This window comes from Enterococcus sp. DIV1083b (assembly GCF_051713705.1).
Lineage (GTDB): Bacteria > Bacillota > Bacilli > Lactobacillales > Enterococcaceae > Enterococcus_D > Enterococcus_D casseliflavus.
Window position 1 is genome coordinate 1,104,430 of record NZ_JBIOQJ010000001.1, and the last position, 18,022, is coordinate 1,122,451.

The 18,022-nt window shown below is 43.8% G+C and carries 15 protein-coding genes; 12 read left to right on the forward strand and 3 right to left on the reverse strand.

The annotated features are described in order from the left end of the window. Positions 1-105 precede the first annotated feature (105 nt). From IGI69_RS05095 to IGI69_RS05120, 6 genes are all read left to right on the forward strand, one after another. Positions 106-1,326, forward strand: a complete 1,221-nt coding sequence (locus tag IGI69_RS05095; protein ID WP_438739934.1) for an MFS transporter — start codon at positions 106-108, stop codon at positions 1,324-1,326. Positions 1,327-1,449: 123 nt separating this feature from the next. Beyond that, the gene (locus tag IGI69_RS05100; RefSeq protein ID WP_438739936.1) at positions 1,450-2,781 is read left to right on the forward strand and encodes an APC family permease; all 1,332 of its coding nucleotides are present in this window, start codon (positions 1,450-1,452) and stop codon (positions 2,779-2,781) included. Then, positions 2,778-3,737, forward strand: coding sequence for a D-2-hydroxyacid dehydrogenase (locus IGI69_RS05105; protein WP_015509314.1), 960 nt, complete (start codon positions 2,778-2,780; stop codon positions 3,735-3,737). Before IGI69_RS05100 ends, IGI69_RS05105 begins: the two co-directional genes overlap by 4 nt. Positions 3,738-3,905: 168 nt before the next feature. After that, positions 3,906-4,937, forward strand: coding sequence for a YibE/F family protein (locus IGI69_RS05110; RefSeq protein WP_010747785.1), 1,032 nt, complete (start codon positions 3,906-3,908; stop codon positions 4,935-4,937). Then, positions 4,934-5,695 carry a YibE/F family protein gene (locus IGI69_RS05115; protein ID WP_086294878.1) on the forward strand — a complete coding sequence of 254 codons (762 nt, stop codon included), beginning with the start codon at positions 4,934-4,936 and terminating at the stop codon, positions 5,693-5,695. The genes IGI69_RS05110 and IGI69_RS05115 overlap by 4 nt, the downstream gene beginning before the upstream one ends. Before the next feature lie 17 nt (positions 5,696-5,712). Further along, on the forward strand, positions 5,713-6,234 hold the full coding sequence (locus IGI69_RS05120; protein ID WP_086294879.1) for a GNAT family N-acetyltransferase: 522 nt from the start codon (positions 5,713-5,715) through the stop codon (positions 6,232-6,234). Between the two features lie 81 nt (positions 6,235-6,315). Here IGI69_RS05120 and IGI69_RS05125 read toward each other — a convergent pair whose 3' ends face one another. Further along, positions 6,316-7,314: a LacI family DNA-binding transcriptional regulator gene (locus tag IGI69_RS05125; protein WP_086294880.1), complete on the reverse strand. Its 999-nt coding sequence runs from the start codon at positions 7,312-7,314 to the stop codon at positions 6,316-6,318. A 254-nt stretch (positions 7,315-7,568) separates the two neighbouring features. Here IGI69_RS05125 and IGI69_RS05130 point away from each other — a divergent pair, with 254 nt between their 5' ends. The 4 genes from IGI69_RS05130 (at position 7,569) to IGI69_RS05145 (ending at position 13,147) form a co-directional block, all read left to right on the forward strand. Further along, positions 7,569-8,840: an extracellular solute-binding protein gene (locus IGI69_RS05130; protein ID WP_086294881.1), complete on the forward strand. Its 1,272-nt coding sequence runs from the start codon at positions 7,569-7,571 to the stop codon at positions 8,838-8,840. 139 nt (positions 8,841-8,979) lie between these two features. Continuing rightward, positions 8,980-10,215 carry a carbohydrate ABC transporter permease gene (locus IGI69_RS05135; RefSeq protein WP_016608233.1) on the forward strand — a complete coding sequence of 412 codons (1,236 nt, stop codon included), beginning with the start codon at positions 8,980-8,982 and terminating at the stop codon, positions 10,213-10,215. Between the two features lies 1 nt (position 10,216). Next, the gene (locus IGI69_RS05140; protein ID WP_081116596.1) at positions 10,217-11,071 is read left to right on the forward strand and encodes a sugar ABC transporter permease; all 855 of its coding nucleotides are present in this window, start codon (positions 10,217-10,219) and stop codon (positions 11,069-11,071) included. A 9-nt stretch (positions 11,072-11,080) separates the two neighbouring features. Beyond that, positions 11,081-13,147, forward strand: coding sequence for a beta-galactosidase (locus IGI69_RS05145; protein WP_438739940.1), 2,067 nt, complete (start codon positions 11,081-11,083; stop codon positions 13,145-13,147). An 83-nt stretch (positions 13,148-13,230) separates the two neighbouring features. Here the strand turns inward: IGI69_RS05145 and IGI69_RS05150 are convergent, their stop codons facing one another. Next, positions 13,231-14,745, reverse strand: coding sequence for a flavocytochrome c (locus tag IGI69_RS05150; RefSeq protein WP_010747793.1), 1,515 nt, complete (start codon positions 14,743-14,745; stop codon positions 13,231-13,233). 573 nt (positions 14,746-15,318) lie between these two features. Here IGI69_RS05150 and IGI69_RS05155 point away from each other — a divergent pair. Both IGI69_RS05155 and IGI69_RS05160 read left to right on the forward strand, forming a co-directional pair. Further along, positions 15,319-16,041: a metal ABC transporter ATP-binding protein gene (locus tag IGI69_RS05155; RefSeq protein WP_081116599.1), complete on the forward strand. Its 723-nt coding sequence runs from the start codon at positions 15,319-15,321 to the stop codon at positions 16,039-16,041. 1 nt (position 16,042) lies between these two features. Further along, positions 16,043-17,800, forward strand: a complete 1,758-nt coding sequence (locus IGI69_RS05160) for a metal ABC transporter permease subunit (protein ID WP_086294886.1) — start codon at positions 16,043-16,045, stop codon at positions 17,798-17,800. Between the two features lie 28 nt (positions 17,801-17,828). Here the strand turns inward: IGI69_RS05160 and IGI69_RS05165 are convergent, their stop codons facing one another. After that, positions 17,829-18,002, reverse strand: coding sequence for a hypothetical protein (locus tag IGI69_RS05165; protein ID WP_010747796.1), 174 nt, complete (start codon positions 18,000-18,002; stop codon positions 17,829-17,831). Positions 18,003-18,022: the final 20 nt, after the last annotated feature.

The following is an 18,022-nucleotide window of genomic DNA, read 5'->3' on the forward strand; positions in this document are numbered from 1 at the left end:
AATGCTGATTTCCTTAAGATTCTCTGGGTAAAAAAAGTGTTTTCTCCATGGTTACTGTCTTATTGGACTTGGTATACTGATAAGACGAGTAAAGGAGAAGTGAAAATGAAAAGTTATCGTTCGACGATTGCGGCTTGCTTTGTAGGGTACATCGTTCAAGCCGTCATCAATAATTTTGCCCCCTTATTATTTTTGACCTTTCAAAGCCAATACCAGCTACCGATCAGCCAGATTACTTTGCTGGTTAGTTTTAACTTTTTGACCCAGTTAGCCGTCGATTTTGCAGCAATCTTTTTTGTAGACCGCATCGGCTATCGAGTGTCGATCGTAGCCGCGCATTTTTTTGCAGCGATCGGCTTGATTGGTCTAGCCGTTTTTCCCTTATGGTTTCCGACCCCGTTTAGCGGATTGTTAGCAGCGGTTTTGTTGTATGCCGTTGGCGGTGGCTTGCTGGAAGTCTTAGTCAGTCCCATCGTTGAAGCCTGTCCAACGGAACATAAGGAAAAAACGATGAGCATGCTGCACTCGTTTTATTGCTGGGGGTACGTGGGGGTCGTTTTGTTCTCAACGGCGTTCTTCATGGTGTTCGGTATTCAACAGTGGCCGATTTTGGCGATCATCTGGGCACTGATCCCGTTGGTCAATTTATTTTTCTTTACCAAAGTCCCGTTGGCGCCAATCGTTGCCGAAGGAGAACGAGGGTTGACCACTCGGCAGCTCTTTTCCTTGAAAAGCTTTTGGCTGTTTCTGGTGATGATGGTCTGTGCTGGAGCCAGCGAACAAGCAGTCAGCCAATGGGCATCGACCTTTGCCGAACAGGGCTTAGGCGTTAGTAAGACGCTAGGCGATTTAGCAGGGCCAATGGTTTTTGCCTTGATGATGGGGATCTCCCGCTTGCTTTACGGCAAGTTCGGGGAACGCATCGATTTGAAACGCTTTATGTTTTTGAGTGTTTTGCTTTGCCTACTGGCGTATATGATGATCGGCTTTGCTTCATTGCCATTGATCGGGTTCCTTGGCTGCGGCTTAAGCGGTTTTGCCGTAGGGATCATGTGGCCAGGGGTCTTTAGTCTTTCTGCGCAATACATTCGCAACGGCGGAACGGCGCTATTTGCTTATTTGGCATTAGCAGGAGATTTAGGGTGTTCAATCGGACCCGCTGTCGTCGGCAGTATCGTCGAATGGACGGGACAACAGCTGCAGGTTGGGATTCTAGGGGCGATCGTTTTCCCGATCATCTTGCTGGCAGGAATTTATTTAGTTCAACAAATGCACAAAAAACGACAGCTTCCGTTGCTGATTTTTCAAGAATCCACAAAAGAATAAAAAAATTTTGGAGCAAATGCCGTCTTTTCATGGTATTTGCTTTTTGTTTTCTGAAATTCCTCTAGTCAAGATAGTTTCTATCCGCTATACTTTGACTTATTCATTTAAAAAGGAAGTGATGTTGTGAAAAGTCAATTGAAAAAAGAAATCAGTTTTTTTGGGGCATTATCGACAGTAATGGGAACGGTGATCGGCGCCGGCGTGTTTTTCAAAGCAGCGGCTGTGGTCCAGCAGACCCAATCCACCGGTTTGACCTTGTTGGTCTGGCTGCTTGCCGGCTTTCTAACGATTTGCGGCGGTTTGACGGTGGCGGAGTTAGCGACGGCGATTCCTGAGACTGGCGGACCCATTCGATATATTGAAAGAATTTATGGAAAATTACCCTCCTTTTTATTAGGCTGGGCACAAAGTATCATTTACTTTCCAGCGAACGTGGCGGCATTAAGTATTATTTTTGCGACCCAGTGTTTGAACTTATTTCATCTACCCAGCAATTATTTGCTTCCTTTATCGATTTTGACCGGAACGAGTGTGACCTTGATTAATCTTTTGGGAACAAAAGCTGCAGCTCAAGTCCAGTCCGTCACCTTAGCAGTCAAGCTGATTCCGATTGCGGTGATTATCGTGGCTGGCCTGATGACACCAGGGCAAGTATCGGTCTCATTGGTGGATTTTTCTTCCAATACTCAAGGCTCCCTTGCAGCTGGTATCAGTAGTGCCCTCTTAGCAACCCTTTTTGCTTATGATGGCTGGATGGGGGTCGGCAATGTCGCTGGAGAAATGAAGCGACCCGAAAAAGATTTGCCTAAAGCCATCATCTTTGGGCTGAGTTTTGTCACCTTGGTGTACGTGTTGATCAATGTTGCCTTTTTAAAAACATTGCCGATCGATCAAATCGCTGGTAATTTGAACAGTGCCTCAGAAACTGCGATGGCCTTGTTCGGCAGTTTTGGCGGAAAACTGGTCACGATCGGTATCTTGATCTCTGTTTATGGCGCATTGAACGGCTATACAATGACTGGCTTGCGGGTCCCATATGCGATGGCGTTGGAAGATGAGATTCCTTTCAGCAAGACCTTTGCCACCTTAAGTAAAACCACCAATGCACCTAATGCGGCGGCCTTTTTACAGTTGGGGATCGCATGTATCATGATGCTTTTAGGCACCTTTGATCTCTTGACCGATATGCTGGTTTTTGTTATGTGGTTCTTTAGTGTATTATTATTTGTAGGAGTTTTTCGTTTGCGAAAAACAGAACCGCAGATGAAGCGTCCGTATAAAGTTCCCTTCTATCCAATCATTCCCTTGATTGCGATCTTAGGCGGCTGTTTTATCTTGATCATGACCTTGATCACTGACACGTGGTTAGCAGTCGTGGGAATTGGCGTGACGTTACTAGGAATTCCCGTTTTTTATGGAAAAGCAAAAGGAAAAGCGAGAGGAGCGAAAGAATGAAGATCGTTGTACTTGATGGCTATGCGTTGAATCCAGGAGATTTGTCTTGGCAAGGGTTTGAAGAATTAGGAGAGGTGACGGTGTATGATCGTACCTCGTATACAGATAAACAAGAAATTATTGAGCGAATCGGCGATGCCGAAGCAATTTTGACAAATAAAACACCGATCACCGCAGATGTGCTCAAAGCATGTCCGCAATTGACCTACATTGGGGTCTTGGCAACTGGATACAATGTCGTTGATTTGGCAGCAGCGAAGGAACAGGGAATCACCGTGACCAATATTCCTAGCTACAGTACCAATGCAGTAGCACAAGCGACCTTTGCTTTGCTGCTGGAAGTGACGAATCAAGTGGGACACCATAATCGTTCCGTGCATCAGGGCGACTGGCAAACCAGCAAAGATTTTTCTTATTGGCAGACACCATTGATGGAATTGGCAGGCAAAACGATTGGGCTGATTGGATATGGTGCGATTGCTCAAGCAGTTGCCACGATCGCTCATGCGTTTCAGTTGAAGGTGATCTACTTTAATCATCGACCAAAACCAGCACAAGCAGATTGGGCAAAACAAGTTTCGCTGGCGGAATTGTATCAAGAAGCAGATATCATCAGCCTTCATGTTCCGCAGTTTCCTGAGACAGAAAAAATGATCGATCGCACAGCATTGGCACAAATGAAATCTTCTGCGATCCTGATCAATACCGCCCGTGGCGGCTTGATCGATGAAGCGGCAGTTGCTGAAGCACTGCAAACTGGGCAGATCGCAGCCTTGGCGGCAGATGTCGTTTCAAAAGAACCGATCGCAGCTGACAATCCCTTATTACAGGCGCCAAATTGCTATTTGACACCGCATATCGCTTGGGCACCCGTCGAAACGCGGCGTCGTTTGATGGGGATTGCTGTGGCGAACTTAAGCGGCTTTAAAGCAGGTACACCGCAAAATGTCGTGTAAGCAAAACGAGCAAGTAAAAGGACTTTGACAAAACAGGCGACTAGCAAAGCAGTTAGTCTCGCCGACACAGTAACCATTTCGACCAGTCATCCAGCCTCACAAGGTGATCGGTCGTAGGACTGGGGGTTTGTCTAAGTCTTTTTTTGCTGAAAATGAAAGGAGACGATCTTGAAAAAGTATTATTATCTAGCGGCCTTTGTTAGCGTGCTGGTCTTGAGCTGGCTGATCCAAACCCAAAGCAGCCGCTTTTATGCACAGCCGATCATAGAAGTACAAACGGTTCAAGTCACCGCCGACCAGCAGCAGATCCAAGGGATCGTTCGTAACGGAGAAGAAGCGGGGGTACTACGGACAGTCACTACGCAATACACCCCCAACGGTGCGATTCATCCGTTGTATCAGACCGGACAACAGCTGCTTTTGCAAAAAGAAGGGGATGGCTGGCAGGTACAAGCACAAAAACGGGATGGGTATCTCTTTTTCTTCCTTGCCTTATTTTTGATGGCAGTAGTCGCAATTGGTGGCAAAAAGGGCTTGCGGGCTTTACTTAGTATCTTTGTGAATACTGGCTTGCTGCTCCTTTTTCTTTGGTTTCACAAAGGCAACAGCTCCTTTTCATTGGTCTTTTTGATGATCGTTTTTACGATCGTCTCGTTGGTTTTGACGATGGGGATTTCCTATGGCTTTCGTACGATCGACAGCCGCAAAATCATTGCCTCGTTAGCCAGCGTCCTCTTGGCGTTTTTTCTCTGTCGGTTCGCCATGGATCTTTTGCAAGATCATGGGTTGCGCTATGAAGAAATGTCGTTTCTGACCCGTCCGTATCGCAGTGTCTATCTAGGGAGTCTGCTGATTGGCGCGATTGGTGCCAGCATGGACAATATTGTCATGCTGATTGCCAGTCTAGATGAGATCCAGCGCATCAATCCCCAGACTAGCCGCAAGGAACGATTAGCGATCGGTCGGTCCATCGCGCAAGATACGACTTCTTCGATGATCAATGTCTTGTTGTTTGCTTATTTAAGTGGGAGTATGCCAGCGCTATTGTTTTACCTAGCAAATGGCTGGCTGCTGTCGCAAGCATTGCCGATGCATCTTTCTTTAGAAATAGTGCGTACATTATGCGGCGGCTTTGCGCTGGTTTTATCGGTACCGTTGACGCTCCTTTGCTTTGAACTACAAAGGAGGAAAGCAGGATGAATGTTTTGTTTGTGTTGATCTTGCTTTTTCTCTTGCTGACTTTCGCTGTTTTTCGGATCGAAGGGCTGTTTCAAGTCACTGGTCTGTTTATGAATGTGGCTGTCTTTCTAGCGCTTCTGGTCCTGATTGACCGAGGGGCACCGATCATACCAGCGGCTTGTGTTGCCTTTTTAGCCGTGGCGGCGATCACCTTGTTTTTCGTGAATGGCGTCAATCAGAAAACCAAAATTGCCTTTGTCTGTGTGTTGGTCTTTCTAGGGCTTTTTCTACTACTATTTCCGCTTGTGCTCTCTGCAATGAATCTGCATGGGTTTTCGGCAGAGGAACTGGATGAGTTGGCGATGTATTCCTTTGATGTAGCCATCGATTTTAAGACATTGATGACTGCGATCATTTTGATGAGTTTTTCGGGGGCGGTGGCAGATGGGAGTATGGCAATCAGCACTGCGACCTATGAACTTTTTCAAGCAAACCCGCAAGTCTCGATCAAGGCATTAAGTAAAAGTAGTATGACCGTGGTATCAGACGTATTGTCTTCAACGATCAATACCTTATTGTTTGCCTTTATGGGAAGTAATCTGGCGTTGATTGCGTGGTTTCAAGATTTGTCGATCTCCTTTGGTGAAATGATCAATTCGAAGGCGTTCGTCTCAGAATTGGTCGTTTGTTTGATCACGGGTCTGGCAGCGGTGATTATTTTACCCATCACCGCATGGGCAGCAAGTTGGTATTTTTTGAAAAGAAACCGAATGGAATAGGAAGGAGCGCAACCACCATGGAACCACTAATTGAAACTAAGCGATTAGTGCTGCGAGAAATGAGTCATGACGATCGACCAGCGATTGAAAAGATTTTGCAAGATCCAGAAGTGATGATTGCCTATGAAGGACCCTTCAGTGAGCAAGAAGTCACTGGTTGGATCGACAAACAGCTGCAACGCTATCAAAACGATCACATTGGCTTGTGGCTAGTGATTGAGAAAGCATCCGGGCAAGCGATCGGTCAATGCGGGTTGACATGGCAAGACGTCAAGGGAGAAGCCGTTTTAGAAATTGGGTACTTGTTTCAAAAGAACTTCTGGCATCATGGTTTTGCCACAGAAGCCGCCCAGGCTTGTAAAGGCTATGCGTTTGCAACGCTGAATGCCGCCATTGTTTATTCGATCATTCGTGAGACCAATCAAGCCTCCATAAATGTGGCATTGCGCAATGGAATGAAGCTGGTGGATCGCTTTGTCAAACACTATCGGCAAGTGGACATGCCGCATCTTGTGTATGCTGTGGCGAAAGAGATGTGAAAAACGAAAGAATGCTTTTTTCGATTTAGACAATGAAACGCCCCTAGAAAGTTAGCTTTTCTAACTTTCTAGGGGCGTTTTTTATGCTTGCGTAAAGCTTTTTCGTTCGATGAGTTCAGCCCCTAAAAGGACTGTTTTGGTGATCGCTCGAGGATGAACGATCTGATCCACCAATAAATCGATCGCGGTTTTGGCGATTTCCTCCACATCAATTTTAAACGTTGTTAGAGGGGGAGCCACAAATTTTGCGATCTCATTGTCGTTGATACTGATTAATTCCAAGCGATCAGGAATGATGATGGATCGTTCATTTAACGCTTGGAGCACACCAACTGCGATGGTGTCAGAAGCCACAAAGAGCGCCTCTGGCAAATTGTCACCAAGGGATTCCACCATTTTTTTCGCCAAACGATAGCCGGTTTCAACGGAAAAATTGCCACCACTAAACAAGAACGCCTCATCGAGCGCATCTCGACGAGCCAGCGTTTGACGGAAGATGACCTCGCGACTATCCATTTCTGCAAGTTGGGTATCAGGATTTAGATAAGCACCACCAATAAAGCCGATCTTTCGGTATCCTTTTGTTAAAAATAGATCGATCGCCAGTTGCGTCATTCGATCAGTATCAGGTTTGACCGTATCGAACAGCTCTGGACAGGGGTTGATTTCCAAAAGGACGCCATAGGGGCAAACGGATTTGAACTGCTGCGTTTCTTTCTCAGTGAAAGAGCCAATCCCAATAAATCCGGCGACTTCTTGCAGTGTTTCTAAAACATCATCTTCATGGGTGATCAGTTGAATTTCCAAATTGTTGATTTTCGCATATTTTTCTAAAGAGATACGCAATTGTCGAAAATAGACATCTTGCAGCTCTTCTTGTTCTGTCAGCCAGAAAAGGACGGCGATTTTTTCTAGTGTTGTTTTTATTTTTGAGCGATCATAACCTAGTGATAAAGCGGTATGAATAATTTTTTGACGCGTATCGGCTGCGATCGACAACGATTCGTCGCCTTTCAATAATCGGGAAACAGTCGCTTGTGAAAAGCCTGATTGCTCGGCAATTTTTTTTATTGTAACCAATCTTCTTCACCTCTTTCTTCTAGTATACGCTAACAACTTTACTAAGTAAATGAATTTACTAAATATATTTACTCAATAGTGAAATTTTAGAGCGTGGAGGTATTTTAAAAAATTATTTGTGAGATAAACCTTTATTTAATCCGTTTTTTTACTTCGTTGAAGAAATTAATTTAGTAAAACTATTTACATATTAAGTAAAATAATTTATTATAAACAAGAAGATAGCGTTTGCAAAATAAAGAAAAGGTGGAGAAATGATGATGAAAAAAATGTCTCGAGTTCTTTTTTTAAGTGTAGCAGCTTTAGGATTAGGTGCTTGCGGTCCACAAAGTGAAGGGACAGATAGTACTGCAGCAAATAGTGGCAGCGATAAGGACTATGATCTATTGGTCTGGGAAGACCAAGCAAAATCAGTTGGGATTGAAGAGGCAGTCAAACAATTTGAAGAAGAACACGATGTGACGATCAAAGTGGTCGAAAAAGCCTATGGTGGACAGATCGAAGATTTGCGATTGGATGGACCCGCTGGTACAGGTGCGGATGTCATCACGATTCCTGGCGATCAAATCGGTACAGCCGTTACCGAAGGTTTGTTGAAAGAATTAACAGTCGATCAAACGCTACAAGAGCTGTATACAGAATCAGCAATGCAATCGCAAATCGTTGACGGCAAAGTCTACGGCTTACCAAAAGCGGTTGAAACACAAATTTTGTATTATAACAAAGAACTAATTTCCGAAGAAGACTTGCCACAGACAACGGATGAGTGGCTGGAGTATTCCAAGTCTGTCTTAGATGCTGACAGTTATGGGTTACTGGCATTATGGGATCAAATTTATTACGCACAAGGTGTATTGAGCGGTTATGGCGGTTATGTTTTTGGCGAGAATGCCGATGGATCCTATGACCCTGAAGATATTGGATTAGCTAATGAAGGCGCGATCGAAGGGGCAGACTATATCCAACAGTTTTATGATGCAGGTGTTTTTCCATCGGGATTGGTCGGCGAACAAGGAATCAATGTGTTGGACTCTTTATTTACGGAAGGAAAAGCTGCCGCTGTCATCTCGGGACCATGGAACTTGTCTCCATATAAAGAAGCGGGCATCGACTATGGTGTGAAAGAATTGCCATTATTAGGCAATGGTGAACATATGGGCTCCTTTATCGGTGTCAAAAGCTACAACGTAAGTAGCTATTCCCAAAACCCTGAATTAGCTGAAGCATTCGTCAAATTTATCAGCAATGAAGAAAATTCAAAAGTTCGTTATGAAAAAACACAGGAAGTACCAGCGGTTGCTTCATTGGCAGATGATCCAGCAGTTCAAGAAAGTGAAAGTGCTGCAGCCATTGCCGCTCAGTCCCAACACGCAGAACTAACGCCTGGGATCACTGAAATGAATTCAGTATGGGAACCAATGGATGCCGCATTGCAAACCATTGCTACTGGAAAGGCTGAACCGAAAACAGCTTTACCACAAGCAGTCGAACAGATCAAATCAGCCATTGCGGCAATTCAAAACTAGAAAGTCGTCTCAAGGACAAACGTTTCGGATGGTCATTCATCATTAGGAATCAAGTAAGGCCGAACGAAACGTTTGTCAGCGGCTTTTTCTTACAGGGGGCGAAAATGTGAAAAACACGCAGTCGTATGCAAAACGAGCAATGCTATTCTCGATAATACCAGGATTCGGTCAATTTTATAATCGGCAAAAAATCAAAGGCGCTTTATTTTTCTTCTTTTTTGCTATGTATCTTGTCGTCTTTAAAGATTTATTTAATATGGGACTTTGGGGCATCGTGACATTAGGCGTGGAAGTGCCGAGAGACAATTCCATCTTTTTATTAGCAGAAGGATTAGTTGCCTTGATCGTCATCGGTTTTGGTCTGTTGTTTTATTATTTAAACATCCGTGATGCCTATAAAAACGGTGAATTAAGAGATAATGAGCTACCAGTCAACTCTATCCGTGAAAGCTACCAGGCACTATTAAGAGAAGGGTATCCTTATTTAATGAGTAGCCCAGCATTTTTCTTACTCGTGTTTTCTGTTATTTTTCCGATTCTCTTTAGTATCGCGTTAGCTTTTACGAACTATGATCTGTATCATTCTGCACCTGCCAATTTAGCAGATTGGGTGGGATTAGAGACCTTTAAGAAGATTTTTACTGTCGATATTTGGCGTAGTACCTTCTTCAATGTTCTGGGCTGGACAGTTATCTGGACATTGATCGCCTCAACGTTACAAGTTTCTATCGGAATATTTTTAGCGGTGCTGGTGCATCAAAAAGAATTACGACTCAAAAAGTTCTTTCGAACGATTTTGATCCTCCCATGGGCAGTTCCGGGATTTGTTACGATCTTGGTGTTTTCAGGAATGTTCAATGATTCCTTTGGTGCGATCAATCATTCGATTTTGAATTTCTTCCAGATTTCACCGATTCCTTGGCTAACGAGTGCGAATTGGACCCGCTTAGCTTTGCTACTGATTCAAGGCTGGCTAGGCTTTCCGTATATTTTTATCGTGACTACAGGGACGCTGCAATCCATTCCTGATGATTTGTATGAGGCGGCGACCATCGATGGTGCTTCAGCTTTACAAAAATTTCGCCGAATCACATTGCCATTACTGCTTTATGCAATGGCACCGATTTTGATTACGCAATATACGTTTAACTTCAACAATTTCAATATTATTTATCTGTTTAATTCTGGTGGACCAGCAGTTCCTGGTTCGACCGCTGGTGGTACCGATATTTTGGTTTCGTGGATCTATAAGCTAACGATGCAAAATAGTCAATATGCACTGGCAGCAGCGTTGACGATTCTCTTATCGATCGTCGTGATCGCGATTGCTTTATGGCAATTCCGCCGAACAAATTCATTCAAGGAGGTTGGATAACATGAAGGCAGCAAGTATGAAGAAACAAAAATTTGTCCGCCTATCCTTGACGTATCTCGTACTGATTTTTACGGTAGTAGTGATCGTCTACCCTTTACTTTGGACGATCGGTGCTAGTTTTAATCCTGGGAACAGTTTAGTAAGTACGAGTTTGATTCCGACGAGTCCGACATTAAGTCACTACACGAAATTGTTTGCTGGTGACAACTCGCTTTATTATAGTCAATGGTATTTGAATTCATTAAAAATCAGTGTATGCACCATGTTCTTGTCACTGATTTTTGTCTCCATGACGGCGTATTCCTTTTCACGATTTCGTTTTGCAGGCCGTAAAAATGGGTTGATGCTGTTCTTACTCCTACAAATGATCCCGCAGTTCTCTGCCTTGATCGCAATTTTTGTATTGGCGCAAATGCTCGGCTTGATCAATAGCCATTGGTTGCTGATCTTGATTTACGTTGGGGGCCAGATTCCCATGAACACGTACTTATTGAAAGGGTATTTTGACTCGATCCCGTTAGATTTAGACGAGAGTGCCAAGATAGATGGCGCAAGCAATACGCGAATATTCTGGCAAATTTTGATTCCTTTATCACGACCAATGCTGGCAGTCGTTGCCATGAATGGCTTTACTGGACCACTTGGAGACTTTGCCCTGTCTTCTGTGATTTTACGTAATCCTGAGTACTATACATTACCCATCGGGTTATACAAATTAGTCACGGATAAAATGGGAGCCAGCTATACAACTTTTGCGGCAGGGGCTATTTTGATCAGTATTCCGATCGCGCTCGTCTTTATTGCATTACAAAAACATTTTGTCTCCGGTTTGACCGCTGGTGGCACAAAAGGATAGGAAGAGAAGATGACAAGATATAACTTAGAAGAACGCTTTTTACATGGTGGGGATTATAATCCTGACCAGTGGCTAAATTATCCCGAGATCTTAGCCAAAGATTTAGAACTAATGGAAAAAGCTCATGCTAATACATTTTCCCTTGGTATTTTTGCTTGGAGTGCCTTAGAGCCAGCAGAAGGGGTGTTTCAATTTGAATGGTTAGACAAAATCATGGATGAGCTCGCCGAACGAAACAGCAACGTCATTTTAGCGACGCCAAGCGGCGCGCGTCCTGCCTGGTTGTCTAAAGCATACCCTGAAGTTCTACGGACCAATGAAAAACGGGAAAAAATGTTACACGGCGGGCGTCACAATCACTGCTTTTCTTCACCGATCTATCGTGAGAAAGTGGCGATCATCAATCGGAAATTAGCTGAACGCTACCACGATCACCCAGCACTATTGATGTGGCATATTTCCAATGAGTATTCTGGAGATTGTCATTGTCCCATTTGCCAAGAAAACTTTCGTCAGTGGGTCAAGCAGAAGTACCAAACATTAGCAGCCTTGAATGAGGCCTGGTGGGGACCTTTCTGGAGCCATACGATCACCGATTGGTCGCAAATCGAATCTCCTTCACCGATCGGCGAAATGCAAGTTCATGGACTAAATCTAGACTGGCATCGTTTTGTGACAGATCAGACCATTGATTTCTATGAACATGAGATCAAAGACATTCGTCGTTTGTCTCCAGATGTGCCGATCACAACGAATTTCATGGCAGATACCCGAGATTTGATTCCCTTTTATAGCCTTGATTATGGAAAATTTGCCCAGCATGTAGATGTCATTAGTTGGGATTGTTATCCTGCTTGGCATAATGATTGGGGAACGACCGCTGATTTGGCAAGTAAGGTTGGGTTTATCAATGATCAGTACCGTAGCTTGAAAAAGCAACCCTTTTTGATCATGGAATCAACCCCTAGTGGTGTGAATTGGCATCCAGTCAATCGCACGAAACTCCCCGGGATGCATCTGTTGTCTTCTATGCAATTTATTGCTCACGGTTCAGATAGTAATCTTTATTTCCAATGGCGAAAATCAAGAGGCTCATCTGAGAAGTTCCATGGGGCCGTCGTGGACCATGACAACGACGAACAGAATCGTGTTTTTCAAGATGTAGCAGAAGTGGGAAAAGCCTTAGAAGAAATCAAAGAAATCAAAGGATTGCACAAAAAAGCCAAAGTGGCGATCATCTATGATTGGGATAACAATTGGGCGCTCAATGATGCGCAAGGTTTTGGTTTGGAGAGCAAACGCTACCCACAAACGTTGCAAGAGCATTATCGCTATTTTTGGGATCATGACATCGCGGTTGATGTCATCACGAAAGACCATGACTTTGACTCTTACCAATTGATCATCGCTCCGATGCTTTACCTTTTACCAAAAGAAACTATGAAAAAGTTTCAACAGTATACGAAAAATGGCGGGACGCTGGTTTCCACTTATTTGACGGGGATCGTGAATGAAACGGACTTGACCTATTTAGGGGGCTGGCCCCAAGAGTTAGAAGAACTGTTTGGTGTGTCTGTGAAAGAAATCGATACGTTATATCCGAAACAAAAAAATCTGCTTTTAATGAAGGAGCAGCAGTACCAAATTCATGATTATTGTAGTGTTGTTCAAACAAACACTGCCCAAACGTTAGGGGTCTACGGTGCTGATTTTTATCAAGGTCAAGCTGCAGTGACCGTAAATGATTATGGTGAAGGAAGTGCCTACTATCTTGGGGGACGGACGGATCAAGCCTTTTTGGAAGACTTCTATCAAGAAGTAACACAACAGCTTCGCATACAAAATGAGTGGGTCCGTCAAGGTTCAACGAACGTGTCGATCCAAAGTAGAGAAAGTCAGCAAGAGCAGCTCGCTCCGACCACCTATTATTTTGTGATGAATTTTTCCGAAGAAAATCAAGAAGTAGAGGTAGCAACTACAGGAGTCGATTTGCTTACTGGAAAAACGACAAACCAAATGCTTCAGTTGGCGCCTTATGAGGTGCAGATTATCAAAGTGACAGCACCAGAACAATAAAAACTATTGTGTCAATTATATGAAAAAAGAAGTACTTACGTTGATGAAAAAAACGTAAGTACTTCTTTTTTATAGAGAGTGTTTTAATTTTCTTGCGCAAATTCGGCAGCTTTTGTTCCTGCTTGGCGTCCGAAGATGATGATATCGGCAACGGCATTACCGCCAATTCGGTTTTCACCATGCAACCCACCAGTTACTTCACCAGCTGCAAAAAGACCTGGAATGATCTCGTTATCCGTAGCGATCACTTCTGTGTTGGTGTTGATCTTCACGCCGCCCATCGTGTGGTGGATACCAGGAGCGATGGCAATAGCATAGTAAGGTCCTGTTGACAAATCGTTGTCCATTGCTGTGCTGCGTCCAAAGGCTTCGTCTTCACCAGCAGCTACACTGCTGTTCCAGGTAGCGATCGTTTCAGCAAGCGCTGCTTCAGGCATGTCCAATTCTTTTGCTAATTCTTCGATCGTGTCAGCGGATTTGACTAACCCTTGTTGCTCGTAAAAATCAATGGCTGTCACGCGTTCTTTGACACCTGCATCAAAAACTAACGTTGCTGATTTTTCAGGTAGGGCAATGATCGCTTCAGAGACTTTGTCTCGTGTTTCCATTTCATTGAAGAACCGTTCGCCTTCTTGATTGACCAAGATCGCGCCTTCTCCACGGACAGCTTCAGTGATTAACAGTGATTTAGACTGATCCACTGTTGGGTGGATTTGGATTTGCTCTAAATCAACCGTTTGTCCACCTAATGCTTCGATCATTTTGATCCCATCACCAGTCGAACCCTCTTGGTTCGTTGTCACGTAGTCTGCCAATTCTGGTTTGTATTCGGTGATCATGTCGAAATTGGCACCGAAACCGCCTGTTGTAACGACAACTGCTTTGGCATCAATGGTTTGTTCGGTTCCTTCTACTTCAACGGTCACCCCGTTGACTTGACCATCTTCTTCATTGATTTCTTTGACATCGGCATTCACAAAAATTGGGATTTCCAATTCATGGATGTTGCGCATCAAGCCATCAACTAAGTATTCCCCAACAGCAGAACCATCCGATGGACGGTGCGTTCTTTTTTCACTCATCCCGCCAGTCGTTGTTAAGTTGTCTAAAGTGATACCCATGGAATCTAACCAATCGATCGCTTCTGCTGAATGATCCACAAAGTAGCGCAACAATTCTTCATCATTGGTGTTGTGACCGCCAGCTAATGTTTCTTCATAAAATAGATCGTTTGAATCTTCGATGCCTTCTGCTTCTTGGAATTTGGTTTCTGAAGCGTTCATTCCTGCTGAAGATTTCAATGTATTCCCACCAGAAATTGGCATTTTTTCTAAAATAACTGGGTTTGCGCCAGCTTCTTTTGCTTGGATCGCAGCGGCCATTCCAGCGCCACCTGCACCGACGATCACGACATCGTAGCTGTCTGCAAGTTCGCTAGGGTCTGTGTATTCTTGACCAGATGCAGCAGAAGTTGCATCTGTTTCTTCATTAGCAGATGAACCAGTACTTGAGCTGCTGCTTGTTTGTGAATCAGCGCCACAAGCACTCAAAGTTGCTAACGAGGTTAGGACTAATAGTGTTTGGAAAATTTTCTTCATTGTTTTTATTCCTCCTAAAACTTTTTCCAAATCAAAGACTAACATAGTTGTCATGTTATTTTTAGCTTTTGTTCGAAAAATCACATAATAATTAGAAAAGTTTAATTTATAAAGCGTTTTAGTCGAGGTGAAAGGGTTTCTTGGTCATCATAAAAAAGAGTGAATTCGTGAATTTATGGAAATAGAAGAATTATTGATTCTTTGATTTGTTTGGTATTAATCATGAAGGGAGAAAGCAAAGAGGCTTTGATTCGCCTCTCTTCTGTTATTGAAAAAACGTACGTCACTGAGGTGCCGAGGAATGATCTCTTTTATTAAGAATAAATCAAATGCTTTGCGATCAAAAGATAGAAAGAAATTGATGGTATCCGTGTTTGTGGGCACCAATTTTTACTCAATAAATAAAGATAGAAACTTAGTTTTCAAGAGTTATTGCCAAGAAACTGTGGTGTTTCTTAAAAAAATCAAGAGAACTGTCTTGCAAAACAAATCCTTTCTAGTATAATAAAAATAAGTTAGGTCTACCTAAAAAATAAATAAACTATCCTTAACTATGGAAATGGAGTGAAAATAATGATTACTTTTTCAGAAATATCCGCAGCCTATGATGGCGATCATCAAGTGATCTCGGATTTGTCGTTTCAAGTAGAAAAACCGTCGATCGTAGGGATCATTGGTCCAAATGGGGCAGGGAAGTCGACGCTGATCAAAGCGGCGTTGAAATTGATCCCTTCCAGTGGGAACATGAGTGTCGACAAAAAAGCGTTAAAAGACTTTCAAAAGGAAATTGCCTATGTCGAACAAAAGACCGCGGTTGATTACACGTTTCCAATCACAGTCAAAGAAGTCGTATCTTTAGGCTTGTATCCTAAGATGCGCATGTTCCAAAGGATGTCGGCAAACGATTGGCAGAAAGTGACAGCCGCTCTGGCAGCGGTAGAAATGGAATCCTTTGCGGAACGTCAGATTGGGGAATTGTCCGGCGGGCAGTTTCAGCGGGTCTTGATTGCTCGAACGTTGGTGCAAGATGCCAACTATATTTTCCTCGATGAGCCCTTTGTAGGGATCGATGCCACCAGTGAAGCGATCATCGTCGGCCTGTTGCGTAACTTGCGAGATGCTGGCAAGACGATTTTTATCGTTCACCATGATCTGGGGAAAATCACCGAATACTTTGATTTCTTGGTTCTGCTCAATCAAACCCTGATCGCTGCGGGACCAGTCAGTGAAGTCTTTACCGAGAGCAATTTGAAGCAAACATTTGGCGATGCGATCATCGTGAAAGGAGGCGTTTAACATGTTGACAAGCTTTTTTACGAGTTTAAGTAACTATCATTTCTTGCAAAATGCCTTGATCACGGCAGTCGCGATCGGGATCGTGGCAGGGGTGATCGGTTGTTTTATTATCTTACGAGGGATGTCCTTGATGGGGGATGCAATCTCTCATGCGGTCTTGCCAGGGGTAGCCTTGTCTTATATCTTCGGCGTTCATTTTTTTGTCGGGGCGATCTTCTTTGGGATCTTGGCTTCCATGATCATTACCTATATCGCCAATAACAGCCTGATCAAAAGCGATACGGCGATCGGTATCACCTTTAGTTCGTTTCTAGCTTTAGGGGTTATCTTGATTGGAGTAGCAAATAGTTCGACTGATTTGTTTCACATTTTGTTTGGGAATGTGCTAGCGGTGCAAGACAGCGACAAATGGCTGACGATCGCTATCGCTATCCTTGTGCTGGCAGTGATCATCCTCTTCTTCCGTCCACTGTTGATCACGTCTTTTGATCCGATGATGGCAAAGGCCTTTGGGATGAAAGTGCAAGCCTATCACTATTTATTGATGTTCTTGTTGACTTTGGTTTCAGTGACAGCGATGCAAAGCGTCGGAACGATCTTGATCGTGGCTCTGTTAGTCACTCCAGCAGCAACGGCTTATCTTTATACAAAACAATTGAAGCATATGATGGTCATCGCAGGGGTTTTAGGTGGTTTCGCCTCATTTATCGGCTTGTTTATCGGGTACAGCTTTAATATTGCCGCAGGATCAAGTATCGTTTTGACCGCAGGAGCCTTTTTCGTGATCGGTTTCTTGTTCTCACCAAAACAAAAGACCAGTCCAGTCAAACGCTGGTCAGCGACGGCGGTTTTAGCAACGGCAGCTGTAGCTGGTGGCTTCTTTTTGGCACAGCAAAACGGACAGATGGCCCAAACAGAAGGGAAACTTTCAGTAGTAGCGACCAATTCGATCATTGCTGATATTACGGAAAACATTGCCGGTGATCGAATCGATCTTCACAGTATCGTACCAGTGGGGCGTGATCCCCATGAATATGAACCTTTAGTGGAAGATGTTCGAAAAGCGACCGATGCCGATCTTATCCTTTACAACGGCTTGAATCTAGAAACTGGCGGCAATGGCTGGTTTACCAAATTGATGAACAATGCCAATAAGGTAGAAAATGAAGATTACTTTGCCGTCAGTGATGGCGTGGATGTGCTTTATCTTTCTGATGATGAAGACCACAGCAAAGCCGATCCTCATGCCTGGTTAAATCTAGAAAACGGTATGATCTATGCCCGCAACATTGCTCAACGCTTGAGCGAAATGGACCCTGACAATCGCTCTTTCTATGAAGAAAACCTTGAACGCTACTTGGCTTCATTAGAAGAACTGGATCAGCAAGCGAAGGAAAACTTCCAATCGATTCCCGAAGAGAAGAAATTGATCGTCACCAGTGAGGGAGCCTTCAAATACTTTTCTAAAGCCTACGGTGTACCGTCGGCCTATATCTGGGAAATCAATACCGAAGAAGAAGGAACCCCTGCGCAAATCAAGAACTTAGTGGATCAGCTGCAAAACTCAGCCGTCGCTTCCTTATTTGTCGAAAGCAGCGTCAATACTCGTCCGATGCAAAGTGTTTCTCGTGATGCAGGTATTCCGATATTCGGAACCGTCTTTACCGATTCGATTGCAGAACCGGGAGAAGAAGGCGACAGCTACTATAACATGATGAAGTGGAATCTCGATACGATTTATCAGGGCTTGAATCAATAATGCAAAAAACATCCTTAGCTCGTTCTGGCTAAGGATGTTTTTTCGTCGTATTTTTGTGCTGGAGAAAAGCAAAGAGATAAAATCCGCAGCCCATCAAAGCAGCAAGAAAAGCGATGACAGGAAAGTACAACCCCTGACCGTATACATAGGCTGTATAAGCGAAGAAGGCGATCAAAAACCAAAGCGTTCCCGAGATGAGCATTTTTTGGTTCCTCCTAATTG

Coding starts and splice junctions, on each gene's coding strand:
- IGI69_RS05115 (WP_086294878.1), top strand. CDS start 4,934: ATGAATGTTTTGTTTGTGTTGATCTTGCTTTTTCTCTTGCTGACTTTC.
- IGI69_RS05155 (WP_081116599.1), top strand. CDS start 15,319: ATGATTACTTTTTCAGAAATATCCGCAGCCTATGATGGCGATCATCAA.
- IGI69_RS05145 (WP_438739940.1), top strand. CDS start 11,081: ATGACAAGATATAACTTAGAAGAACGCTTTTTACATGGTGGGGATTAT.
- IGI69_RS05105 (WP_015509314.1), top strand. CDS start 2,778: ATGAAGATCGTTGTACTTGATGGCTATGCGTTGAATCCAGGAGATTTG.
- IGI69_RS05135 (WP_016608233.1), top strand. CDS start 8,980: ATGCTATTCTCGATAATACCAGGATTCGGTCAATTTTATAATCGGCAA.
- IGI69_RS05165 (WP_010747796.1), bottom strand. CDS start 18,002: ATGCTCATCTCGGGAACGCTTTGGTTTTTGATCGCCTTCTTCGCTTAT.
- IGI69_RS05160 (WP_086294886.1), top strand. CDS start 16,043: ATGTTGACAAGCTTTTTTACGAGTTTAAGTAACTATCATTTCTTGCAA.
- IGI69_RS05130 (WP_086294881.1), top strand. CDS start 7,569: ATGATGATGAAAAAAATGTCTCGAGTTCTTTTTTTAAGTGTAGCAGCT.
- IGI69_RS05140 (WP_081116596.1), top strand. CDS start 10,217: ATGAAGGCAGCAAGTATGAAGAAACAAAAATTTGTCCGCCTATCCTTG.
- IGI69_RS05150 (WP_010747793.1), bottom strand. CDS start 14,745: ATGAAGAAAATTTTCCAAACACTATTAGTCCTAACCTCGTTAGCAACT.
- IGI69_RS05120 (WP_086294879.1), top strand. CDS start 5,713: ATGGAACCACTAATTGAAACTAAGCGATTAGTGCTGCGAGAAATGAGT.
- IGI69_RS05095 (WP_438739934.1), top strand. CDS start 106: ATGAAAAGTTATCGTTCGACGATTGCGGCTTGCTTTGTAGGGTACATC.